The sequence below is a fragment of the Bradyrhizobium mercantei genome (genome assembly GCF_001982635.1).
GTDB lineage: Bacteria > Pseudomonadota > Alphaproteobacteria > Rhizobiales > Xanthobacteraceae > Bradyrhizobium > Bradyrhizobium mercantei.
Window position 1 is genome coordinate 953,145 of sequence record NZ_MKFI01000002.1, and the last position, 23,768, is coordinate 976,912.

Genomic DNA, 23,768 nt, shown 5'->3' on the forward strand with positions numbered 1-23,768 from the left:
CGCGGTCGCCTGACAGGCTGATCAATGGCTGCGTGATCGCGAGGCACCCGCCACATGCGGGCGTACCTGAACCTTGTCGCCGTTGGTCCATGGCTGAGCGTGCGGACGCTGCGGCCCTTGCGCTGCGGTGGCACCGCGACCGGACGGTTTCAATCCTTCGGCCGAAACGATGCGATCGATCCTGTCCCGCATGATTCCGTAGCACTCGCAGGCCGCGGCTTCGAGGCCCTGTCTGTCGACCTCGATCGAGCTGCGCCGGTTGGACCGGATCGCGCCCGAGGCGCGAAGCTTTTGCACGACGTGGGTTACGGTCGTTCGCCTGACGCCCAGCAATTCCGACAGCGTCTCCTGCGTCAGCGGGAGCGTGTCCTGGCCGATCTGGTCGTGAATCTGCAGCAGCCAGCGAGCCAGACGGGCTTCCACCGAGTGCAGCGCATTGCACGCCGCCATATGCTGGAACTGCACCAGCAACGACCGCATATGGAGCTGCACCGCATCTGCGAGCGCGTGGCTCCGCACGAGCGCAGCCTGAAACCGCGCCGGCGAGATCTGCCAAGCCGTGCCGGCGACCCGAACCACCGCCGTCATCGGCGAATGCATCGTCCGCAGTGCCGACAGGATGCCGGCCGCTCCCTCATTGCCGATCACCGTGGTCGCGACGGCCTGTCCGTTCGGCATGTCCATGACGAACGCAATCAACGCTGTGCACGGGAAATAGATCTGTCCGACGGGATCGCCCGACCGCACCAGCACGAGGTCGCGTTCGAGCGATGTCTTGCGGAGATGAGGCACAAGCAGATCGAAATCTGCGTGCGGCAGCGCAGCCAGAAGACGATTGCCTATGCGCGTCCTGTACTCCATCGCGGGACATCTCCCAGACGGAGGCGCGGCTCGTTGCACGGATCCCGCGGTAGCGTCAGGCTGAGATACGCAACGAACAGACCGCGCCGGGAAAATAGAATACGCCGCGCGGGAGGGAGTTCCAATAGATTCAGCTCGGTGCGCGCCCGCTTCTTCCGAGGCACCCCCCGCGTATCGCCGTACCGGGGTAACGCTACAGCCTTGCCCGCCAGGGCTATCGGCTGCGTCGGGCTGGCCGCGGCGAGGGCCGGCCTGCGCAGACGCAACGCAAGTTTTGTTGAATTGCTGCGCCGGAACGATGCCTCGTTTGCGCGGTAGGAGCGGATCGTCAGTCCACTGAGATTCTCCGCATGAACTCCATCGAATACACCAGAAGCAAGGTTCCCGAAGTCACGCTGGTGTTCTGGATCATCAAGATCGCCGCGACCACGCTCGGCGAGACCGGCGGCGACACCGTCACGATGACGTTGAACTGGGGTTACCTGGCCGGGACCATGCTGTTCCTGTTCGTGCTGGTGGCGCTCGTCGCGGCGCAGATCGCGGCGAAAGCGTTTCACCCGGTGCTGTATTGGGCGACGATCGTCGCATCGACGACATTCGGCACGACCATGGCCGATTTCGCCGATCGGTCGCTCGGCATCGGCTATGCCGGCGGATCGAGCCTGCTACTCCTTCTGCTGCTGCTCACGCTCGGCCTCTGGTACTGGTCCCTCGGCTCGATCTCCGTCAACACCGTGAGCAGCCCCAGGGTCGAGGCGTTCTACTGGACCGCGATCACCTTCTCGCAGACGCTCGGCACCGCGCTCGGTGACTGGATCGCCGATTCCGGTCTCGGCTACGAGGGTGGCGCGCTGGTGTTCGGCGCCGCGCTGGCGGCGATCGCCGCGGCGTACTATTGGACCTCGATGTCGCGCGTGACGCTGTTCTGGCTGGCCTTCATCCTGTCGCGGCCGCTGGGCGCGACCGTCGGCGACTTCCTCGACAAGCCGGTCAGCGACGGTGGTCTCGCGCTGAGCCGCCCGATCGCGTCGGCGGTTCTCGCGATCTTCATCATCCTCTGCGTGCTGGTCCTGCCGCAGCGCGCCGGATCGCACCCGAGAGCGTCGGAGACAGCGGCGTAGGAGTTCGCGAGGGCCTTTGCACGGCTCCCTCCCCGTCATTGCGAGCGGAGCGAAGCAATCCATCCAGCCGCATATGCGGAGCGATGGATTGCTTCGTCGCTGAGTTTATCATCGGGCCGGCCCCTGGCCGGACCCGTTGGCTCCTCGCAATGACGGCTGCTGCCCGCGGAACCCGGTCGCCAGCACGTAACGCTCGGAGGAGTCCTGCCGGCTCGCGGACGGCTTGACGTGGCGGACGGTGGCGAAATCGCGCTTCAGCTGTCCGACCAGCTCGGCGTCCGCGCCGCTCTGGAACACTTTTGCCAGGAACGTGCCGCCGGGATTGAGCACCTCGCCGGCAAAATGCGCGGCGGTCTCGACGAGGCCGATGATGCGCAGCTGATCGGTCTTGCGATGGCCCGTGGTGTTGGCCGCCATGTCGGACATCACGATGTCGGCGCGGCTCCCCATCATCGCGATCAGCTTCTCCGGCGCGTCATGGTCGAGGAAGTCGAGCTGCGCGAAGGTGACGCCGGGGATCTCGCCCATCTCCAGCAGATCGATTGCGACCACCTTGCCCTTGCCGTCGGCGGCGCCGGTGCGTTTCGCGGCGATCTGGCTCCAGCCGCCGGGCGCAGCGCCGAGGTCGACCACCGTCATGCCGGGCTTGAGCAGGCGATATTTGTCGTCGATCTCGAGCAGCTTGAAGGCCGCGCGAGAGCGATAGCCCATCGCCTTGGCCTTGGCCACATAGGGATCGTTGAGCTGGCGCTCGAGCCAGAGTTTTGACGACAGCTTTCGCTTGCCGCCGCTCTTGACCGTGACGTGCAGCCGCCCGGTGGTGTCTTTCGCCATACTACTTCTCTACTCCCTCGCCCCGCTCTTGCGGGGAGAGGGTTGGGGTGAGGGGCTGTTTCCGCAATTGAGGTGAGAGATGGGCTCGTGGAGAGTCCCCCTCACCCGGATTGCATTGACATGCAATCCGGCCTCTCCCCGCAAGCGGGGCGAGGCAAGAGAAGCTCTAGCACGCCCGCAGCGCGCCGTCCTCGCGCATCATCTCGACCAGCATGCCTTCGCGCAGGCCGCGGTCGGCCACCCGCAGCCGCGGCATCGGGAACGCGTTGCGGATCGCGTCGAGAATCGCGCAGCCGGCAAGCACCAGGTCGGCGCGCTCGACGCTGATGCAGTTGTTGCTGACGCGCGCCTCATAGCTCATGCCGAGCAGCTTCTGGATCGTCGCGGTGACGTCGCAATCTTTCATCCAGATGCCGTCGATGCGGCGGCGGTCGTAGCGCGACAGATTGAGGAAGACGCCGGCGAGCGTGGTCACGGTGCCCGAGGTGCCGAGCATGTGCATGTCGCGCAAATCCCGGCCGTGCTCGGCCGCGAACGGCGCGACATGGCGCGCGACCTCGTCGATCATCTGCGCATACATATCCCTGGTGACGTTCCGGCCGCCGAAATGTTCGGCCAGCGTCACGACACCGAGCGGGATCGACATCCACGCCTTGATGCGCGGCGGCGTATCGGGCGCATCGGGATCGCGCTCGATCCGCACCAGCTCGGTCGAACCGCCACCAATGTCGAACAGGATGGCGCCCCGCCCCTTCGGGTCGAGCAGCGGCGAGCAGCCGATCACGGCGAGCGTCGCCTCGGTCTCGCGGTCGATCACCTCGAGCTCGATGCCGGTCTCGGCCGCGACGCGCGCGCGAAAGCTTTCCGCGTTACCGGCGGCGCGGCAGGCCTCGGTGGCGATCAGCCGCAGCCGGCGGGCCTTGCGATAGCGGATCTTGTCGCTGCAAATGGCCAGCGCCGCAATCGCGCGCTCGATCGCCGCCTCGCTGATCGAGCCGGTGGCGGCGATGCCCTCGCCGAGCCGGATGATCCGCGAGAAGGAATCGACCACGCGGAAACCGTCGCCTGTCGGACAGGCGATCAGGAGCCGGCAATTGTTGGTGCCAAGATCGAGCGCGGCGTAGACGCCACTTTCCGAGGCTGCCGCAACCAACCCTGACGGGGCTTCGCCGGCCGCAAGGCCGTCGCAAAGCCGCACATCGTCATTCATCAAAACTGTCTTTCCGCAGGACCCAAATGGGCTGCCGAATAATTGTCGTTCACGGAAACTTTAGCAGCGTCAAAGCGCTACGCAAACTCCGTTCACATTGGGTCCATGCCCAATCGGGCGTTGTCGTTAAGGGGGGTGTGCGTTATCTCCTCAGCGCCCCCAAACTCCAGCAAATCCGGGCATTTCAGGTCATTTTCCGATGCAAGATCACACGCCGCCGGCCTCCCTCGAAAACGCTATCGCACTGCAAAAATACGGTGTCGGACAGCCTGTTCGACGAAAGGAGGACGACACCCTGGTGCGCGGCAAGGGCAAATACACCGACGATTTCTCCCTGCCCGGCCAGGCCATCTGCTGGATGGTCCGCTCCTCCCATGCCCATGGAATCATCAAGAGGATCGATACCGCAGCCGCCCGGGCGATGCCGGGCGTGCTCGGGGTGTGGACCGGCGCCGACCTTGCCGCCGCCGGCTACAACCCCTTCACCTGCGGCCTGCCGCTGAAAAACCGCGACGGCTCGCCGCTGCTGCAGACCAACCGCCCGGCGCTCGTCACCGACAAGGTGCGCTTCGTCGGCGATCCCGTAGCCTTCGTGGTGGCGGAGACCGCGGCCCAGGCCCGCGATGCGGCCGAGGCCGTCGAGGTCGATATCGAGCCGCTGCCTGCGGTGACGGATGCGGCCGAAGCCGCCAAGCCCGGCGCGCCGCAGCTCTATGACACCATCCCCAACAACGTCGCGCTCGACTACCACTATGGCGACACCGCCAAGATCGACGCTGCTTTCGCTGCCGCCGCGCACGTCACAAAACTCGACATCGTCAACACCCGCGTCGCCGTGGTCTCGATGGAGCCGCGCGTCGCGCTCGCGCATTACGACAAGAAGACCGAACGCTTCACGCTGCAGGTGCCGACCCAGGGCGTTTCCGGCAACAAGGCGATCCTGGCGCGCCTGCTCAACGTGCCTGCCGACAAGGTCCGCATCCTGACCGGGAATGTCGGCGGCTCGTTCGGGATGAAGAACCTCAATTATCCCGAATACACCTGCATCGCGCATGCGGCGCGCCAACTCGGCCGACCCGTGAAGTGGCTGGACGAGCGCTCGACCAGCTTCCTGTCCGACAGCCAGGGCCGCGCGCAGCTGATCCACGCCGAGCTCGCACTCGATGCCGACGGCAAATTCCTCGCCGTGCGGCTGTCCGGCTACGGCAATCTCGGCGCCTACATCACCGGCGTCGCGCCGGGGCCGCTGTCGCTCAACACCGGCAAGAACCTCGCCAGCGTCTATCGCACGCCGCTGCTCGGCGTCGACATCAAGACGGTTCTGACCAACACCACGCTGATGGGCGCCTATCGCGGCGCCGGCCGGCCCGAGGCCAATTACTACATGGAACGGCTGATCGACGCCGCCGCCGACGAGATGGGCATCAACCGCTTCACCTTGCGCAAGCGCAACTTCATCAAGCCGTCGCAGCTGCCGTTCCCGGCCGCCTCCGGCGTCACCTATGACAGCGGTGACTTCGCCGGCGTGTTCCAGAAGGCGCTGGAGATCTCCGACTACGACAATTTCGCCAAGCGCAAGAAGGAGAGCAAGAAGAGCGGCAAGCTGCGCGGCATCGCCGTCGGCTCCTATCTCGAAGTCACCGCGCCGCCGTCCGGCGAGCTCGGCAAGATCAGCTTCGAGCCGGACGGTTCGGTGAAGCTCACCACCGGCACGCTGGATTACGGCCAGGGCCACGCCACGCCGTTCGCGCAGGTGCTGTCCGACCAGCTCGGCGTCCCCTTCGAGAAGATCACGCTCGAACAGGGCGACAGCGATCTGGTCCGGTTCGGCAACGGCACCGGCGGCTCGCGCTCGATCACCGCGACGGGACAGGCGATCGTCGAGGCCTCCGCGCTCGTGGTCGAGAAGGGCAAGAAGGCCGCCGCGCACATGCTGGAGGCCTCCGAGGCCGACATCGAGTTCGGCCAGGGCCGCTTCACCATCGCCGGCACCGACCGCTCGATCGGCATCATGGAGCTCGCCGAGCGGATGCGCGACAGCAAGATGCCGGAGGGCACGCCGGAGACACTCGACGTCGATCACGCCACCAAGGAGACGGCGTCGACCTTCCCGAATGGCTGCCACGTCGCCGAGGTCGAGATCGATCCCGACACCGGCGTGACGCGGATCGTGCGCTATTCGGCGGTCAATGATTTCGGGGTCGTGGTCAATCCGATGATCGTCGCCGGCCAGCTGCATGGCGGCGTCGCGCAGGGCATCGGCCAAGCGCTGATGGAGGAAGTCAGCTACGACGCCTCCGGCCAGCCGATCACCGGCTCATTCATGGACTACGCGCTGCCGCGCGCCGGCGACGTGCCGTCGATGCAGGTCGGCGATCATCCCTCGCCGGCGAAATCCAACCCGCTCGGCACCAAGGGCTGCGGCGAAGCCGGCTGTGCCGGCAGCCTCGTCTGCATCGTCAACGCCGTGGTGGATGCGCTGTCGGAATACGGCATCAAGCACATCAACATGCCGCTGACGCCGGAACGCGTCTGGCGCGCGATCCATGACGCCAAGGCGAAGGCGGCGTAAGGGCGCTCCGTCACAACGCGTACAACTGTCATCACCCGCGAAAGCGAAAGCGGGTGATCCAGTATTCCAGAGACGTCAGCGATAGAACCGAGAAGCCGCGGCGTACTGGATACCCCGCATGCGCGGGGTATGACACCGGTCAAGGTGATGCGTCGCGCCCCTTCCTTACGCCGCCGCCTGCTCGCGCGGTTGGGTGATCGCGATGTGCCAGCAATGCGCCAGCGGCCTGCCGTTGCCGAGCACCAGCGCGTCGAGCTCGACGAAGCGGTGGCCCTTCTTGTCGTAATTGCCGATGACCTTGGCGCGCGCCGTCAGTTCGTCGCCGATCTTGCCCGCCGACAACAGTTGCATCCGTGTGCCGACATGGATCCAGGGCCCGAGGATCGCATTGTCGACCAGCACCTTGTTCATCACCCGCGGCAGCAGGCCGGGATGGCCGAGACCTTCGCGCAGATAGATTGGGTCGGTCTCGCGGATATCGGCAAGATAGTCCTTGGCGGCATCGCCGGACCAGTCGCGCGGGATGACGCCGAGCCACTTGCCCTCTTCATAGGACGAGGCGCTGACCGGCTTGCGCTCGGCAACCGCAGCAACCTGCTCGTAATCGTCGAGCACGAATGTCGGCGCTGAGGCCGGCAGCGATGCGGTGCCGGTGGCACAGAGCTCGCCACGGCTGGAGAGCTCGATCGTCAGCCCATTGCCGGTCTCCCGGCCGGTCAATTCGGCGATCTCGCCGTCATAGACCGGCTTGACGAAACGCGCCTCGATCAGCCCGCGTTCGAGGAAATCGCGGCCCCACTTCTCGACCGGCAAATGCATCATGTAGGCCATCACATCGACGCCGGGCACCAGCCCGCCGGAAAAGCCGAACTTCCGCGCCACCGTGTCGTCGTGGATCTTGTTCTCTGACAGTTTCGAGGTGTTGTACGCTGAGACGCGATAGGTCAGCGAGGGCGTCGTCGAATCCATGGGGTTTCCCCTTATTTCGGTTGTTTTTCTCAGGCAATCGTAGTCGAACCGGGCAGCGTGACAAGCCTCTCGTTTTGCTCGCAATTTTCCGCACCATGGAGTACACGCAGGCCGTGCCTGCGAACCCGGAATCGATGACTGAAACCCCTGCCCTCACCCGCATCTATGTCGACGCCGACGCCTGTCCGGTGAAGGACGAGATCTATCGCGTCGCGATCCGGCTCGGCGTGCCCGTCAGCGTGGTCGCGGGCAATTTCATCCGCGTGCCGCAGGATCCCCTGATCGAGCGCATCGCCGCAGGTTCCGGCATGGATGCGGCCGACGACTGGATCGCGGAACGCGCGCATGAAGGCGACGTCGTGATAACAGCGGACATTCCGCTGGCGAGCCGCTGCGTCAAGGCCGGCGCCGACGTGATCGCGCCAAATGGCAAACCGTTCACGGAACAGTCGATCGGCATGACGCTAGCCGTGCGCAACCTGATGACCGATCTGCGCTCGTCGGGCGAGATCACCGGCGGACCGAAATCATACTCGCCGCGCGACCGCTCGACCTTCCTGTCGACACTTGACCAGACCATCCGCCGCATCCAGCGCCGCCGCGCCGAGCAGGCGCAGGCGAGCCAGCACGGTTAGCGCGATGGCTCCGCCTCCTCTCATCCAGCTCAAGGACATCAGCCTGACCTTCGGCGGCACGCCGCTGCTGTCAGGCGTCGAGCTGTCGGTCTCGGCGGGCGAGCGCGTCTGCCTGATCGGCCGCAACGGCTCCGGCAAATCGACGCTGCTGCGGATCGCGGCCGGCCTGGTCGAGCCTGATGCCGGCAGCCGCTTCGTGCAGCCCGGCGCGACCATCCGCTATCTGCCGCAGGAGCCTGACTTCGGCGAGCACAAGACGACGCTGGCCTATGTCGAGGCAGGCCTCGGCCCTGGCGATGACCACTATCAGGCCCGCTATCTGCTCGAACAGCTTGGGCTGACCGGCGAGGAAGATCCCGCGCATGTCTCCGGCGGCGAGGCGCGGCGCGCGGCGCTGGCCCGCGTGCTGGCGCCCTCGCCCGACATCCTGCTGTTGGACGAGCCGACCAACCATCTCGACCTGCCGACCATTGAATGGCTCGAGGGCGAACTGGAGAGCCGCCGCTGTGCGCTGGTCCTGATCAGCCACGACCGCCGCTTCCTCACCAACCTGTCGCGCACCACCGCATGGCTCGACCGCGGCCAGATCAGGCAGATCGAGCGCGGCTTCGGCGCGTTCGAGGCGTGGCGCGACGAGGTGCTGGCGGAAGAAGAACGCGAGCAGCACAAGCTCGATCGCAAGATCGTCAACGAGGAGCACTGGCTGCGCTACGGCGTCTCCGGCCGCCGCAAGCGCAACGTCAAGCGGCTCGGCAATCTGCATGCGCTGCGCGACCAGCGCCGCAACTATCGTGGCGCCACCGGCAATGCGACGCTCGCCGCCGCCGAGGCCGACAAATCCGGCCGCCTGGTGATCGAGGCGAAGGGCATCGTGAAGGCCTATGGCGAGCGCAAGATCGTCGACGGCTTTTCGAGCAGGATCCAGCGCGGCGACCGCGTCGGCATCGTCGGTCCCAACGGTGCCGGCAAGACCACGCTGGTGCATCTTCTGATCGGCAACGATCCGCCCGACTCCGGTTCGGTGCGGCTGGGCGCCAATATCGAGATGGCGACGCTCGACCAGCATCGCGAGAGCCTCGATCCGAAGCTGACGCTGGCCGAAGCCTTGACCGGCGGCCGCGGCGATCACGTCATGGTCGGCGACAAGTCGAAGCACGTGATCGGCTACATGAAGGACTTCCTGTTCGCCCAGGAGCAGCGCGGCACGCCGCTGGAGGCGTTGTCCGGCGGCGAGCGCGGCCGGCTGATGCTGGCCCGCGCGCTCGCAAAACCGTCGAACCTGCTGATCCTGGACGAGCCGACCAACGACCTCGACCTCGAAACCCTCGACGTGCTCGAGGACATGCTCGGCGACTACGAGGGCACTGTGATCCTGATCAGCCACGACCGCGACTTCCTCGACCGCGTCGTGACGTCGGTGATCGTGCCCGAAGGCCAGGGACGCTGGATCGAATATGCCGGCGGCTACTCCGACATGCTGGCGCAGCGCGGCACTGATGTGAAGCGCGAGACGGTGAAGGCGGAAGCCCCGACTGAAGAGAAGAAGGAAGCCAGGACCGCAGCGCCCGAGGCGGCGCCGCGGCGCCGGCTGAGCTTCAACGAGAAGCACGCGCTGGAAACGCTGCCGAAGACGATCGACAAATTGCACACCGAGATCGCCAAGCAGCAGAAGCTGCTCGACGATCCCGACCTCTATGCGAAGGATCGCAAGAAGTTTGACGCCGCCTCGGCCGCGATCGCCAAGGCGCAGGACGAGCTCGCCGCCGCTGAGGACCGCTGGCTCGAACTCGAAGTGCTGCGTGAAGAGATCGAACAGGCATAACACCGATGTTCTTCCGTCATTGCGAGCGAAGCGAAGCAATCCATTTCGCCGCTTGCGGAGAGATGGATTGCTTCGTCGCTGCGCTCCTCGCAATGACGAAAACGTCAAACCCGGAGTTGACCCGATGAGCACGCCCCTCGCCGCCAAGATCGCCAAGGAATACGGCACCCCCTGCGCCGTGATCGACATGGACCGGGTCGAGCGCAACATCGCGCGGATCCAGAAGGCCTGCGACGAGGCCGGTGTCGCCAACCGCCCGCACATCAAGACGCACAAGAACCCGATGCTGGCGCAGTTGCAGATCAAGGCCGGCGCGAAGGGCATCACCTGCCAGAAGCTCGGCGAGGCCGAGATCATGGCGGATAGCGGCATCGACGACATCCTGATCAGCTACAACCTGCTCGGCGACGAGAAGATGGCGCGGCTCGGCGCGCTGCAGGACAAGGCCAACGTCACCGTCGCTGCGGACAATTCCGTCGTGGTCGGCGACCTGCCGAAGGCGGCCGCCGCTTCGGGGCGTCCGCTCTCGGTCGTGGTCGAATGCGACACCGGGCGCAAGCGCGCCGGCGTCGAGACCCCGGCCGAAGCGATCGCGCTGGCGCGCGAGATCGCGGCCTCAAAGGGCCTGAGCTTCGCGGGCTTCATGCTGTACCCGACCGAGACCGGCTGGGCGGACGCCCAGAAATTCTACGACGAGGCGCTCGCCGGCGTGCGCGCCCACGGTCTCGATGCGGCCATCGTCTCCACCGGCGGCACGCCGAACCTGGTCAATCTCGGCAGACTGAAGGGCGGCACCGAGCACCGCTTCGGCACCTACATCTACAACGACCGAATGCAGGTCGCGGCCGGCGTCGCGACCTGGGACGATTGCGCGCTGCATATCTATTCCACCGTCGTCAGCCGCGCCGGCCCCGAGCGCGGCATCCTCGATGCCGGCTCCAAGACACTGACCTCCGACACCGGTGGCCTCGAAGGCCACGGCCTGATCCTCGAACATCCCGAGGCCAAGATCGCGCGATTCGCCGAGGAGCACGGCTTCCTCGATCTCTCCCGCAGCAACACGCGGCCGAACGTCGGCGATGTCGTGCGGATCGTGCCCAATCACGTCTGCGTCGTCGTCAACATGATGGACGAGGTCGTGATGGTGCGCGGCGACGAGATCATCGGCGCGCTGCCGGTGACGGCCCGCGGGAAGTTGCGCTAAGTGAGCGCCCGCGCATCCTTCGAGGCTCGCCCAGCGGCGCAATTGCGCCGCAAGGCTCGCACCTCCAGCGACAAAGGCAAAGCCTTTGCGCGGGGATGACGCTCTCTCTGCAGCTTGGTACCGCTCTCAAGAATCCGTCACCCTGAGGTGCCGGAGCGCAGCGGAGGCCTCGAAGGGCGGCGGCGGGCTACAAGTCGCGCGGCGTAGACACCTTGCTACCCGCTGATCAACGCCTGCAGCTCACGGTCCAGCGCCGACCGAAACACCTCGATCGGCCGCGCCAGGCGGCCGGCGGGCGGACGGTGCACGATCCAGGCGCGGACTGCCGGATTGAAGTCCGCGATCTTCACGGTCTTGAGCCTGTTGCGGATCGGGCTCCGCTTCAGCGCCACCGGCGTGACGAGGCCGATGCCGAGCCCGCGCGCCACCAGCGACAGCCGTAGCTCGCTGTCGAGCGCCTCGACCGCGATGTTGAACGGCAGATGCGCCGCATCGAAATGCCGTTTCAAGGTCTGGCGGAAGCCGCAGCCATCCTGGTTGATCACCCAGCCGATCTGCGACAGCCATTCGAGGTCGACTGACTTCGGCGTCTTCATCTCGCGCGCGACGACGAACACCACCGGCTGCGCGCCGAGATCGGAGGCCTCGAGATCGTCCGGCGGCGCGGTGCCGTCGGGCAAACAGATCGCCGCCGCATCGAGCTCGTTGCGGCTGACCCGCTCCATGTGGTTGGGCGACCAGCCCGAGACGACGCGCACCGCAAGCGCCGGAAATTCGCCGCGCACGGCGTCGAGCGGCCCGGTGAGCCCCGCCTCGGACAAAAACGGCGTCAGCCCGAGCCTGAACTCGCCGCGCACCACCCCGTCATCGGCGACGCCTGACTTGAGGTCGTCGAGCATGCGCAGCAGGCGGCGGCCCTGTTCATAGGCCTCTATTCCGGCAGCGGTCGGCTTCAGCGGCTTCGACAGCCGGTCCAGCAGCTGCGCGCCGAGCATCTCCTCGAGATTCTGGATCCGCCGCGTCACGCCGGGCTGGGTCAGGTTCAGCCGCGCCGAGGCCGCGACGATCGATCCGGTCTCCACCACGGCGACGAACGCCACGAGGTCATGGGTGTTCATAACAATCTCGCATATTCTTCATCATCTTATTTGAATTGTAGCATATTAGGCCGATCCCCTAAAGGGGGCCTCGCCACTCCCTCGCGAGGTCCCATGACCATCTCCGAAGCCACAAAACTCTCCCCTGACCGTACCGTCTCGGTGCGGCCGCTGATCTGGATCGGCGCCATCACCACCGGCACCGTCGTCACCAATTTGTTTGCCCCACAGATCCTGGTCGGCCTGATGGGCCGCTCACTCGGCATGACCGAGTTGCAGGCCGGCCTGATCTCGACACTCACCCTGCTCGGCTACGCGCTCGGGCTGCTGTTGCTGGTGCCGCTGGTCGATCTCGTCGAGAACAAGCGGCTGATCCTGCGCACACTCGCCTGCGCCATCATCGCCGCGATCGGCACCGCGATGGCGCCGACGCCGCTGATCTTGCTGGCAGCCACCTTCATCCTCGGCGCATCCTGCGCCGCGATCCAGATGGTGGTGCCGCTGGTGGCGTCGATGGTGCCGCCGGAACGCCGCGGACAGGCGATCGGCGACGTGATGAGCGGTCTGATGATCGGCATCCTGCTGTCGCGGCCGGCGGCGAGCCTGATCGCGGACAGCTGGAACTGGCGCGGCTACTACGTCACCTCGGCCGTGCTGATGACGGTGCTCGCTTGCGCCTTGGCGCGCACTCTGCCGAGTTTGCAGCCTGCGGCGATGGTCAGCTACGGCGCGCTGCTGGGCTCGTTTCCAAGATTGCTGCGCGAGGAACCGGTGCTGCGCGTGCGCGCCTGGACCTCGGCGCTGGTGATGGCCTCCTTCACTTCATTCTGGGCCGCCGTCGCGCTGCGCCTGCCGGAGGCGCCGTTCCATCTCGACGCCGGGGGGGTTGCGCTGTTCGCGCTGATCGGTGTGGCCGGAGCTGCTGCGACCTCGATCGCCGGCCGCTGGGGCGACAAGGGTTTTGCGCGGCCGCTCCTCATCGGCTCGCATCTGCTGATCATCATCGCGGCAGCGCTGTGCGTGTGGGCCGCCGTGCTGGAGTCCCGGATCACGGCGCTCTTGCTCATGAGCGCGGGCGCGATCCTGCTCGATCTCGGCATCACGACGGACCAGACGCTCGGACGACGCGCGGTCAATCTGCTACGCCCCGAGGCACGCGGCCGGATCAACGGCCTGTTCGTGGCGCTGTTCTTCATCGGCGGCGCGGTCGGTGCGGCAGCGGCGTCCGCGGCGTGGAGTTATGGCGGTTGGACTGCGGTCTGCGCGGTGGCGGCGGCGTTCGGGGTGCTCGGCTTGATCACCGACCTCGCGACGAAGACGGGGTCGGAATGAATTGTCCGATTGGGATGGACTGAGCGCCCGCGCATCCTTCGAGGCTCGCTTCGCGAGCACCTCAGGATGACGCTCTCTACGATAAAGTCAGCCTCGAAGCCGTCACCCTGAGGTGCCGTAGCGCAGCGGAGGCCTCGAAGGGCGGCGGCGGGCTACGCGATGCCGACATAATGTAATGCCCCCTTCCCGGCCGCAGCACCGGTCGCGAACGACGCCTGCAACAGATAGCCGCCGGTCGGCGCCTCCCAATCGAGCATCTCGCCGGCAGCGAAGACACCGGGCAGCCGGTGCAGCATGAAATGCGCATCGAGCTCATCGAACCTGATGCCGCCGGCACTCGATATCGCGCGCGCGATCGGCGCCACGCCGGTGACCTCGACCGGCACCGCATTGGTCAGGGCGGCCAGTTCGGCCGGCGGCAGCGCGGCCAGCGACCGGCCGGAGGCGATGGCCGCCTCCTGCAACAGCCCGATGCCGACCGGCGAGAGCTGCGCGGCTTTGCGCAGGAAATTGGAAAACGACTGCTTGCCCTTTGGCGCCGACAGGCGCGCGACCAGTTCGTCGCGCGCAACATCGGGCCGCAGCGCCACACTGAGCACAGCGGTTCCCTCGGCCAGCACCGCATCGCGCAATTCCGCCGATAGTGCGTAGATCGCGCCGCCCTCGATGCCGGTGCGGGTGACGATGGCTTCGCCGCGCACGGTATGCGGACCGATCGTGAGCGCGACGCCCTTCAGCGGGTCCCCCTCGAACCGATCGCGGAAGATCGCGGACCAGGCGACAGTGAAGCCGGAATTGGCCGGCTTCATCGGCTCGACTGCAATGCCCTTCGCGGCGAGGATCTCCGCCCAGGCACCGTCCGAGCCGAGCCGCGGCCAGCTCGCGCCGCCAAGTGCGAGCACGGTCGCATCAGCATCGACCACGCGTGGGCCGTCGGGCGTCTCGAACAGCAGTGCGCCCTGCGCATCCCATCCGATCCAACGATGCCGAAATGCGAATGCAACCCCCGCGGCATCGAGCCGCCGCAACCATGCACGCAGCAAGGGCGAGGCCTTGAACGCCTTTGGGAATACGCGGCCGCTGGTGCCGACGAACGTCGGCTGACCCAACGCCGTACACCAGGCGCGCAAGGCGTCCGGCGGAAACGCCTCGACTGCGGCCTTCAGGCACGGCATCGCCTCGCGATAGCGCGTGAGGAAATCCGGCAGCGGCTCGCTATGGGTGAGATTGAGCCCGCCGCGGCCAGCCATCAGGAACTTGCGGCCGGCCGACGGCATCGCGTCGTAGACGGTGACGGCAGCGCCACCTTGCGCGAGCACCTCCGCCGCCATCAGGCCGGCGGGGCCGGCTCCGATGACGGCGGTGTGTTGCAAAGGCGAAGACATGGCTGGAGTGTATTCCGCGTTCGCCACAATAACAGTCGTCATGCCCGGGCTTGACCCGGGCATCCACGTGTCACCACCACGACGCGCTGCAAGACGTGGATGGCCGGGTCAAGCCCGGCCATGACGGCGGATAGATCCGCGAAGCGATTACAGCTTGATCCCGGCCCGCGCGGCGGCCTGGGCGACATACTTCTGCGTCTGCTCGAACGCGCCCTGCAGTGCCTTCGCGGTCGACATGTCGCTGATCGCATTGAAGTGCGCGGCGACGCCGTCCGGCGTCCATTCGGACTGCGGCAGGTTGACGCCTTCGGTCTCCAGCACGCGGATCACCGCGAACGAGCCGGCGCCGGCGCCCATGATGGTGCGGGTCGGCGCGTCCTCCGAGAGCAGGAATTCGACCGCCGGCGTGATCGCCTCCGGCTTCATCAGCTGCAGCGCCTGCGGCGGCAGCAGTTCCTCGGTCATGCGGGTCGCCGCCGTCGGCGAGATGGTGTTGACCTTGATGTTGTTCTTGCGGCCCTCTTCGGCGAGCACGTTCATCAGGCCGACCATGCCGGCCTTGGCCGCGCCGTAGTTGGCCTGGCCGAAATTGCCGAACAGGCCGGAGGACGAGGTCGTCAGCACGATGCGGCCGTAATTGCGCTCGCGCATGCCGGCCCACACCGCCTTGCAGCAGTAGAAGGTGCCGGTCAGATGCACGTCGAGCACCTTGGCCCAATCCGCGACCTCCATCTTGGCGAACGACTTGTCGCGGAGGATGCCGGCATTGGCACAGAGCAGATCGACGCTGCCCCACTCCTTGGTAGCGCGCTCGACCATCGCGGTGACCTGCTCGAAGTTCGAGACGTCGGCGCCGTCGGCCATCGCGGTGCCGCCCGCCTTGCGGATCTCCTCGACCACGGTCTCGGCCGGCGACAGCGAGCCGCCGGTGCCGTCGCGCGCGCCGCCGAAATCGTTGACCACGACCTTGGCGCCGCGGCTGGCGAGCCCCAGCGCATGCGCCCGCCCGAGACCATTGCCCGCGCCGGTGACGATAGCGACGCGTCCGTCAAACCTGATTGCCATGCTTGTCGTTCCTGCTCTTACTTCCCTTCTCCCCTTGTGGGAGAAGGTGGCGCGCGTAGCGCGCCGGATGAGGGGTCTGTCCCCGCGAGCTCAAGCGAGAGTCTTTACGTGGAGACAGACCCCTCACCCGGCTTCGCGTTCCGCGAAGCCACCCTCTCCCACAGGGGGAGAGGGTGCGAACGCTCGCGATTGGCAGCTTTTGAGCAGCGATGGATGGCCGGGTCAAGTGCGGCTCTGACCGCCTACCGGGGGCCGCTTAGACCGACGGGGTCATCGACCCGCAGGGTTTCAGGCTTTTGAGCAGGTGCCCGCTCCAGCACTCGTGATGCTCCTGAGCGTAGCTGATCGAGCCGATCACAATCAATGCGATGACGACAAGTCCGGCGACGATGTTCTGCACCATGGCTGCCACTCCCGGGACCGCACCGCCTTAAGGTGGCATGATGGACACCGGGGATCAAAGCCGTCAATGCGCTACTTGGTCTAGGCGGAGGTTCGTTCCACCCTTCCCGCGTACGGGAAAGGTGGAGCTACTCAACCATCTCCTGGAGCCCCGTTCCGATTGAATCGGAACGGGGCTCTGGATTCTTGTCCGGACGCGTTTTCTTCGCGCGAACCGGTGTCCACTTCGCTGCAAAACGCTCTAGCTGAAATAGATCAGGCCGAGCCAGTCGGCGACCAGCGCGGGCTTCTCCTCGCCCTCGATCTCGACCGTGACGTTGGTGCGCGACAGCAGTTCCTTCGGCTTGCGCAGCGTGGCTTCCGCCAGCACGAAGCGGCCGCGCACGCGTTTCCCCGAGCGCACCGGCGAGATGAAGCGCAGCTTGTCGAAGCCGTAATTGACGCCCATCGCAGTGCCCTCGAGCACCGGCATCACCTCGTAGGACATGATGCTGAGCAGCGACATGGTGAGGAAGCCATGGGCGATCGTGGTGCCGAAGGCGGTCTCTTTGTTCGCGCGCTCGGGATCGACGTGGATGAACTGGTGATCCTCGATCACGTCGGCATAGGTGTCGATGCGGCCCTGATCGAGCAGGTGCCACGAGGACACGCCGATCTCCTTGCCAACCATGCCCTGGTAGGTTTCCAGCGACACCGGCGGCTTCTTCCAGACTTCGTTCATTGGCTAACCTCCTAACCGGAGGTCCGCACCTTCTGCAGCTCCGGAAATTCTTCCTCGCGGAACTCGGCTCCGCGCAACGCATCCGTGCGATTATCGTCATGTTCGAGCCGGCGCAACTGCACCCGGCGGATTTTTCCGGAGATCGTCTTCGGCAATTCGGTCACGAGCTCGATCTTGCGGATGCGCTTGAATGGCGCCAGCCTTGTGTGCAGGTGCTGGAAGATCGACAGCGCCGTCTCCGGCGTGCGCTCGACGCCCGATACCAGCAGCACATAGGCCTTGGGGATCGCCAGCCGGATCGGGTCCGGGCTCGGCACCACGGCGGCTTCCGCCACCGCGTCGTGCTCCAGCAGCACGCTCTCCAGCTCGAACGGCGAGATACGGTAGTCGGAGGATTTGAACACATCGTCGGTGCGGCCGACGAAGGTGAGATAGCCCTCGTCATCGGTGAACACGACGTCGCCGCTGCGATAGATCTCGCCGTCGGTGCCGATCAGCCTGCCGTCGTCGCCCTGATAGCCCTGCATCAGGCCCGCCGGCCTGTCAGCACCGAGCAGCAGGGTCACCTCGCCTTCCTTCGCGGCATGGCCGTCATTGTCGGTGACTTGCACGCGATAGCCCGGCAGCGGCCGGCCCATCGAGCCGACCTTCACCTTCTGGCCCGGCGAATTGCCGGCCAGCGCCGTGGTCTCGGTCTGGCCGTAACCGTCGCGAATGGTGAGACCCCAGGCCGATTTGACCTGGTCGATGATCTCAGGGTTGAGCGGCTCGCCGGCGCCGCAGACCTCGCGCAGCGAGACCTTGAAGCTCGCGAGATCTTCCTGAATGAACATCCGCCACACCGTCGGCGGCGCGCACAGCGTAGTGACGCCGCAGCGGCCGATGATCGAGAGCAGTCCCTTCGCCTCGAAGCGCGGCTGGTTGGCGATGAAGATCGTCGCGCCGGCATTCCACGGCGCGAAGAAGCAGCTCCAGGCATGCTTGGCCCAGCCGGGCGAGGAGATGTTGAGATGGACGTCGCCGGGCTGCAGGCCGATCCAGTACATGGTCGAGAGATGGCCGACCGGATAGCTGCGCTGGCTGTGCCGCACCAGCTTCGGCTTTGCCGTGGTGCCCGAGGTGAAATAGAGCAGCATCGGATCGTCGGCCTTGGTCGGGCCGTCGGGCGTGAAGTTATCTGACGCCCTCGCTGCGTCCTCGAACGGCAGCCAGCCGTCCTGCGGCTGCGTCGCGCCGACCACGATGCGGACCAGCTTGTCGCTGCCGAGGCCCGCGAATTTCGCGACCTGATCCTGGGTGGCGACCACCGCCCTCGCCTTGCCGCGATCGAGCCGGTCGCGCAATTCATCCGCGGTCAACAGCGTCGTCGCGGGGATCACGACCACGCCGAGCTTCATCGCCGCCAGCATGGTCTCCCACAGCGGCACGACATTGCCGAGCAGCAGCAACAGATGATCGCCGCGCTGCAGCCCCTGCGCGCGCAGGAAATTGGCGACTTGATTCGAGCGGCGCGACAGCTCGGCGAATGAAAGCTTGGTCTCGTTGCCGCTGGCGGCATCGACGATCCACAGTGCCGCCCGGTCGCGGCTCTCAGGCGCGCGCGCCAGTTCGGCGTCGAACCAGTCCAGCGCCCAGTTGAACGGCACCGGATCCGGCCAGCGGAATCCCTTCACCGCGGCATCGTAGTCGGTGCGGTGCTTGAGCAGAAAGGCGCGTGCGTTCTGAAATGTGGTCATCCGGCTTCACCACGTTTTCTAGCGTCATCCTGAGGAGCCGCGCGAAGCGTGGCGTCTCGAAGGATGGGCCACAGGCACCGCATCCTTCGAGGCTCGCTGGCGCTCGCACCTCAGGATGACGGAACCAAACCTACTTCCCAGCGAGGCTGCGAACGTGCTGGATAATTCCTGAAAAGTCGACCCCGCCATGGCCCGACGCGTCGAAGGTCTTATAGAGCTCCTGCGCATGCTTGCCGAGCGGCGTCACCGCGCCGGCGGCATTGGCGGCGTCCTGTGCCAGCGTCAGGTCCTTGACCATCAGGTTGGAAGCGAAACCCGGTCTGTAGTCGTTGTTGGCCGGCGAGGTCGGCACCGGGCCGGGAACCGGACAATAGGTGGTGAGCGACCAGCACTGCCCCGACGAGGTCGAGGCGACGTCGAACAGCGCCTGGTGCGACAGGCCGAGCTTTTCGGCGAGCACGAAGGCCTCGCCGACCGCGATCATGGAAATGCCGAGGATCATGTTGTTGCAGATCTTGGCCGCCTGGCCTGCGCCACCGGCGCCGCAATGCACGATCTTCTTGCCCATGTTGGCCAGCATCGGCTGGGCCGCCGCGAACGCCTTCGCCTCGCCGCCGCACATGAAGGTCAGCGTCGCGCCCTTGGCGCCGCCGGTGCCGCCGGAGACCGGCGCATCGACCGAGGCCATGCCGTGCTTGGCCGCCAGCGCATGCGCCTGCTTGGCGCTTTCGACGTCGATGGTCGAGCAGTCGATGATCAGCGCGCCCTTGGCCATCGCGGGCAGCACCTCGTTCCAGACGCCGAGCACGTGCTTGCCGGCCGGCAGCATGGTGATGACGACATCGGCACCCTTCACCGCAGCGACGCTGCTCTCGGCGATCGCGGCACCGTCGCTTTTCGCCTGATCGCGGGACGCGGCGACCAGATCGAACGCGGTCACCTTGTGGCCGGCCTTGACCAGATTGGCCGCCATCGGCCCGCCCATATTGCCGAGCCCGATGAATGCGACGTTTGCCATGGGAAGTCCTCCGCTTGCGACGTTTCTATTTGCTGTCTGGGAATTTCAGTTCGTCGGCGCCGATCTCGGCGAAATAGGGCGCGACCATCTCCGGCGTCACGTCCTCGATCCGGCTGGGCTGCCATTTCGGATTGCGATCCTTGTCGATCACGGCGGCGCGCACGCCCTCCCGGAAGTCGTCGCTGGCGAACACCTCGAGCGCGGCGCGATATTCGCGCACCAGGCACTCTTCCAGTGTCTCGGTCGCCCGCGCCAGCCGCAGCAGCTTCAGCGTCACCACCATGCCGCGCGGCGACTTCTCGCCGAGTGTCTTCAAAGTGGCCTGCGCCAACTCGGAGCCGTCGGCCACGAGCGCCGCGGCGATGTCGTCCATCCGTCCGCGCGCGAACCAGCCGTCGATCCTGGCCTGCATCGCGGCGACCGGGCCGGACTTTTCGCCGGTGGCAAAGCCCGCGATCAGCCGGTCGATCTCGGCCGAGCTCGTGCGAGGGGCAACCTCGGTCAGCGCCTCGCGCAGCGCAGGCAGCTTCGCGCTCGGCACCACGGCGTCGGCGAACTTGGCGTAGATCGCGTCGGGGCCGTTCATGGTCGTACCGGTCAGCCCGAAATAGGTGCCGATCTCGCCCGGCGACCGCGATAGCAGATAGGTGCCGCCGACATCGGGGAAGAAGCCGAGCCCGACCTCGGGCATCGCCAGTTTCGTCCGCTCCGTCACCACGCGGTGGCGCCCGTGGGCCGACAGCCCGACGCCGCCGCCCATCACGATGCCGTCCATGAAGGCGACATAGGGTTTCGGGAAATGCTTGATCCGCGCGTTGAGGATGTATTCGTCGCGCCACAGGATCTTGCCGAGATCACCCTTGACCTTCGAGCTTTCCCAGAGCGCGCGGATATCGCCGCCGGCGCATAGGCCGCGCTCGCCGGCGCCTTCCAGCACGATGACGGCGACGTCGGGATCGGCTTCGAACAGGTCGAGCGCCTTGTCGATGTCGTGGAACATCTCCAACGTCACCGCATTGATCGCCTTCGGCCGGTTGAGCCGGATGATGCCGGCAGAACCCTCCTTGCGCGCGATCAGATCGCCTTCTGCCGCAGCCACATCATTCATCGCGCGCCCTCGATCAACTTGCGCGACACGATCAGCCGCATGATTTCATTGGTGCCTTCGAGGATCTGGTGCACGCGCAGATCGCGCACGATCTTCTCGACGCCATATTCGCTGAGATAGCCGTAGCCGCCGTGCAGTTGCAGCGCCTGGTTGGCAACCTCGAAGCCGACATCGGTGCCGAACCGCTTGGCCATCGCACAGAGCATGGAAGCGTCGGGGTCCTTGCGGTCGAGCGCAGCCGCCGCGCGCCAGAGGAAGGTGCGTGCGGCTTCCAGCTCGGTCGCCATGTCGGCGATCTTGAATTGCAGCGCCTGGAATTCGTCGAGGCGTTTGCCGAAGGCCTTGCGGTCCTTCATGTAGGCCAGCGCCTTGTCGAGCGCGGCCTGGGCGCCGCCGAGCGAGCATGCCGCAATGTTGAGACGGCCGCCGTCGAGGCCGGCCATCGCGATCTTGAAGCCGATGCCCTCCTCGCCGAGCCGGTTCTCGACCGGCACGCGCGCGTTCTCGAACATCACGGCGCGGGTCGGCTGCGCGTTCCAGCCCATCTTGCGCTCGTTGTTGCCGAACGACACGCCCGGCGTCTTGCCGTCGATGACGATCGTCGAGACGCCGCCGGGACCATCGCCGCCGGTGCGCACCATCGCGACCAGAAGATCGGTGCTACCGGCGCCGGAGATGAACTGCTTCTGGCCGTTGAGCACGTAATGATCGCCGTCGCGCACCGCGCGGGTGCGGAGCGCAGCGGCGTCGGAGCCGGCGCCCGGCTCGGTCAGGCAATAGCTCGCGATCAGCTCCATGGTGCAGAGCTTCGGCAGCCATTGGTGGCGCTGGGTGTCGTTGCCATAGGCATCGATCATCCAGGACGCCATGTTGTGGATCGAGATGAAGGCCGACGTGGTCGGGCAGCCCGTCGCCAGCGCCTCGAAGATCAGTGCGGCGTCGAACCGCGTCATCGCCGAGCCGCCGACGTCGTCCTTGATGTAGATGCCGCCGATGCCGAGGCCTGCGGCCTCGCGCATCACGTCCACCGGAAAGTGTTTCTTCTCGTCCCATTCGAGCGCGTGCGGCGCGATCTTTTCCGCCGCAAACGCCCGTGCCATGTCGCGAACCGCGATCTGGTCCTCGATGAGAGCGAACTGCATCATTGCCTCGCCCTGAACGGACTTACTTCATCGTCGGGATCGAGAACTCCGCGCCGTCCTTGACGCCGGACGGCCAACGCGAGGTCACCGTCTTGGTCTTGGTGTAGAAGCGAACCGCGTCCGGACCGTGCTGGTTGAGATCGCCGAAGCCCGACTTCTTCCAGCCGCCGAAGGTGTAGTAAGCAATCGGCACCGGGATCGGCACGTTGACGCCAACCATGCCGACATTGACCTTGGCCGCGAAGTCGCGCGCGGCGTCGCCGTCGCGGGTGAAGATCGCAACGCCGTTGCCGTAATCATGGTCGGACGGCAGCGCCAGCGCCTCGTGATAGTCCTTGGCGCGCACCACCGAGAGCACCGGGCCGAAGATCTCTTCCTTGTAGATCCGCATGTCCTTGGTGACGTTGTCGAACAGCGAACCGCCGAGATAGAAACCGTTCTCGTAGCCCTGCATCTTGAAGCCGCGGCCGTCGACGGCGAGCGTCGCGCCTTCCTTGACGCCGATGTCGATGTAGCTCTTGACCTTCTCGACCGCCTCGCGGGTCACCAGCGGACCGTAATCGGCCGACGGATCGACCGAGGTGCCGATCTTGAGCGACTCGACGCGCGGGATCAGCTTGTCCATCAGACGGTCGGCGGTGGTCTTGCCGACGGGAACCGCGACCGACACCGCCATGCAGCGCTCGCCGGCCGAGCCGTAGCCGGCGCCGATCAGCGCATCGACCGCCTGGTCCATATCGGCGTCCGGCATGATGATGGCGTGGTTCTTGGCGCCGCCGAAGCACTGGCAGCGCTTGCCGGTCTGCGCGGCGCGCTCATAGATATACTGGGCAATGGGCGTCGAGCCGACGAAGCCGATCGCCTTGACGTCGGGATCGTCGAGGATGGCGTCGACCGCCTCCTTGTCGCCGTTGACGACGTTGAGGATGCCGGCCGGCAGGCCTGCCTCGATCATCAGCTCGGCGAGCTTCATCGGCACACCGGGATCGCGCTCCGAGGGCTTGAGGATGAAAGCATTGCCGCAGGCGATCGCGGGCGCGAACTTCCACATCGGGATCATCGCCGGGAAATTGAACGGGGTGATGCCGGCAACGACGCCGAGCGGCTGGCGCATCGAATAGATGTCGATGCCGGGGCCGGCGCCCTCGGTGTACTCGCCCTTCATAAGATGCGGGATGCCGCAGGCGAACTCGGCGACTTCGAGGCCGCGCTGGATGTCGCCCTTGGCGTCGGGAACCGTCTTGCCGTGCTCACGCGCCAGAAGCTCGGCGAGCTTGTCGTAGTCGCGCTGCACCAGCTCGACGAACTTCATCATGACGCGGGCGCGGCGCTGCGGGTTGGTGGCGGCCCATTCCGGCTGCGCGGCCCTGGCGTTCTCGACCGCGGCGCGGACTTCGGCCTTCGAGGCCAGCGCCACCTTGGCCTGGACGTCGCCGGTCATCGGTTCGAAAACGTCTGCGGTACGGCCCGAGGTGCCCTTGACCTCCTTGCCACCGATGAAATGTCCGATCGAGCGCATGGATAAACCTCCCTG

At 66.2% G+C, this 23,768-nt stretch carries 20 protein-coding genes; 6 read left to right on the forward strand and 14 right to left on the reverse strand.

Going from position 1 to position 23,768, the window contains the following annotated elements; all coding sequences use genetic code 11:
• Nucleotides 1-21 precede the first annotated feature (21 nt).
• The gene (locus BI327_RS12070) at nucleotides 22-861 is read right to left on the reverse strand and encodes a Crp/Fnr family transcriptional regulator (RefSeq protein ID WP_076860436.1); all 840 of its coding nucleotides are present in this window, start codon (nucleotides 859-861) and stop codon (nucleotides 22-24) included.
• A gap of 350 nt (nucleotides 862-1,211) precedes the next feature.
• Between BI327_RS12070 and BI327_RS12075 the strand changes: the two genes are divergently transcribed.
• Nucleotides 1,212-1,982, forward strand: coding sequence for a COG4705 family protein (locus tag BI327_RS12075; RefSeq protein ID WP_076860437.1), 771 nt, complete (start codon nucleotides 1,212-1,214; stop codon nucleotides 1,980-1,982).
• Nucleotides 1,983-2,090: 108 nt separating this feature from the next.
• On the opposite strand, the gene BI327_RS12080 is transcribed toward BI327_RS12075, so the two are convergent.
• Entirely contained in the window at nucleotides 2,091-2,816 is a 726-nt protein-coding gene (locus BI327_RS12080; protein ID WP_076860438.1) for an RlmE family RNA methyltransferase, read from the reverse strand.
• A gap of 166 nt (nucleotides 2,817-2,982) precedes the next feature.
• Nucleotides 2,983-4,026 carry a Ppx/GppA phosphatase family protein gene (locus BI327_RS12085; protein ID WP_083742036.1) on the reverse strand — a complete coding sequence of 348 codons (1,044 nt, stop codon included), beginning with the start codon at nucleotides 4,024-4,026 and terminating at the stop codon, nucleotides 2,983-2,985.
• Nucleotides 4,027-4,225: 199 nt separating this feature from the next.
• Here BI327_RS12085 and BI327_RS12090 point away from each other — a divergent pair, with 199 nt between their 5' ends.
• Nucleotides 4,226-6,598, forward strand: a complete 2,373-nt coding sequence (locus BI327_RS12090) for a xanthine dehydrogenase family protein molybdopterin-binding subunit (RefSeq protein ID WP_076860439.1) — start codon at nucleotides 4,226-4,228, stop codon at nucleotides 6,596-6,598.
• 165 nt (nucleotides 6,599-6,763) lie between these two features.
• Here the strand turns inward: BI327_RS12090 and BI327_RS12095 are convergent, their stop codons facing one another.
• Nucleotides 6,764-7,567, reverse strand: coding sequence for a hypothetical protein (locus BI327_RS12095; RefSeq protein WP_076860440.1), 804 nt, complete (start codon nucleotides 7,565-7,567; stop codon nucleotides 6,764-6,766).
• A gap of 134 nt (nucleotides 7,568-7,701) precedes the next feature.
• On the opposite strand from BI327_RS12095, the gene BI327_RS12100 reads away from it, so the two are divergent.
• The 3 genes from BI327_RS12100 (at nucleotide 7,702) to BI327_RS12110 (ending at nucleotide 11,228) form a co-directional block, all read left to right on the forward strand.
• Nucleotides 7,702-8,202 (forward strand): YaiI/YqxD family protein, encoded by a 501-nt coding sequence (locus BI327_RS12100; RefSeq protein WP_076860774.1) that lies wholly within the window; start codon nucleotides 7,702-7,704, stop codon nucleotides 8,200-8,202.
• 4 nt (nucleotides 8,203-8,206) lie between these two features.
• Nucleotides 8,207-10,024 (forward strand): ABC-F family ATP-binding cassette domain-containing protein, encoded by a 1,818-nt coding sequence (locus tag BI327_RS12105; RefSeq protein ID WP_076860441.1) that lies wholly within the window; start codon nucleotides 8,207-8,209, stop codon nucleotides 10,022-10,024.
• Between the two features lie 124 nt (nucleotides 10,025-10,148).
• Nucleotides 10,149-11,228, forward strand: a complete 1,080-nt coding sequence (locus BI327_RS12110) for a D-TA family PLP-dependent enzyme (protein ID WP_076860442.1) — start codon at nucleotides 10,149-10,151, stop codon at nucleotides 11,226-11,228.
• A 215-nt stretch (nucleotides 11,229-11,443) separates the two neighbouring features.
• Here the strand turns inward: BI327_RS12110 and BI327_RS12115 are convergent, their stop codons facing one another.
• On the reverse strand, nucleotides 11,444-12,346 hold the full coding sequence (locus tag BI327_RS12115) for a LysR family transcriptional regulator (RefSeq protein ID WP_076860443.1): 903 nt from the start codon (nucleotides 12,344-12,346) through the stop codon (nucleotides 11,444-11,446).
• Between the two features lie 93 nt (nucleotides 12,347-12,439).
• On the opposite strand from BI327_RS12115, the gene BI327_RS12120 reads away from it, so the two are divergent.
• The gene (locus BI327_RS12120; RefSeq protein ID WP_076860444.1) at nucleotides 12,440-13,657 is read left to right on the forward strand and encodes an MFS transporter; all 1,218 of its coding nucleotides are present in this window, start codon (nucleotides 12,440-12,442) and stop codon (nucleotides 13,655-13,657) included.
• Between the two features lie 152 nt (nucleotides 13,658-13,809).
• Here the strand turns inward: BI327_RS12120 and BI327_RS12125 are convergent, their stop codons facing one another.
• The 9 genes from BI327_RS12125 to BI327_RS12165 form a co-directional block, all read right to left on the reverse strand.
• Complete coding sequence (locus tag BI327_RS12125) at nucleotides 13,810-15,042, reverse strand: TIGR03862 family flavoprotein (protein ID WP_076860445.1); 1,233 nt, start codon at nucleotides 15,040-15,042, stop codon at nucleotides 13,810-13,812.
• A 147-nt stretch (nucleotides 15,043-15,189) separates the two neighbouring features.
• On the reverse strand, nucleotides 15,190-16,107 hold the full coding sequence (locus BI327_RS12130; protein ID WP_076860446.1) for an SDR family NAD(P)-dependent oxidoreductase: 918 nt from the start codon (nucleotides 16,105-16,107) through the stop codon (nucleotides 15,190-15,192).
• Between the two features lie 256 nt (nucleotides 16,108-16,363).
• A complete protein-coding gene (locus BI327_RS12135; protein ID WP_245334777.1) occupies nucleotides 16,364-16,510 on the reverse strand; it encodes a hypothetical protein in 147 nt (48 codons plus the stop codon).
• Nucleotides 16,511-16,750: 240 nt separating this feature from the next.
• Nucleotides 16,751-17,230, reverse strand: coding sequence for a MaoC family dehydratase (locus tag BI327_RS12140; RefSeq protein WP_076860447.1), 480 nt, complete (start codon nucleotides 17,228-17,230; stop codon nucleotides 16,751-16,753).
• A gap of 11 nt (nucleotides 17,231-17,241) precedes the next feature.
• Entirely contained in the window at nucleotides 17,242-18,966 is a 1,725-nt protein-coding gene (locus BI327_RS12145; protein WP_076860448.1) for an AMP-binding protein, read from the reverse strand.
• A gap of 130 nt (nucleotides 18,967-19,096) precedes the next feature.
• A complete protein-coding gene (gene mmsB, locus BI327_RS12150; protein ID WP_076860449.1) occupies nucleotides 19,097-19,984 on the reverse strand; it encodes a 3-hydroxyisobutyrate dehydrogenase in 888 nt (295 codons plus the stop codon).
• A 25-nt stretch (nucleotides 19,985-20,009) separates the two neighbouring features.
• Entirely contained in the window at nucleotides 20,010-21,092 is a 1,083-nt protein-coding gene (locus tag BI327_RS12155; RefSeq protein WP_076860450.1) for an enoyl-CoA hydratase/isomerase family protein, read from the reverse strand.
• Nucleotides 21,089-22,234, reverse strand: coding sequence for an isobutyryl-CoA dehydrogenase (locus BI327_RS12160; RefSeq protein WP_076860775.1), 1,146 nt, complete (start codon nucleotides 22,232-22,234; stop codon nucleotides 21,089-21,091). Before BI327_RS12160 ends, BI327_RS12155 begins: the two co-directional genes overlap by 4 nt.
• A 22-nt stretch (nucleotides 22,235-22,256) precedes the next feature.
• Entirely contained in the window at nucleotides 22,257-23,753 is a 1,497-nt protein-coding gene (locus tag BI327_RS12165) for a CoA-acylating methylmalonate-semialdehyde dehydrogenase (protein WP_076860451.1), read from the reverse strand.
• Nucleotides 23,754-23,768 lie beyond the last annotated feature (15 nt).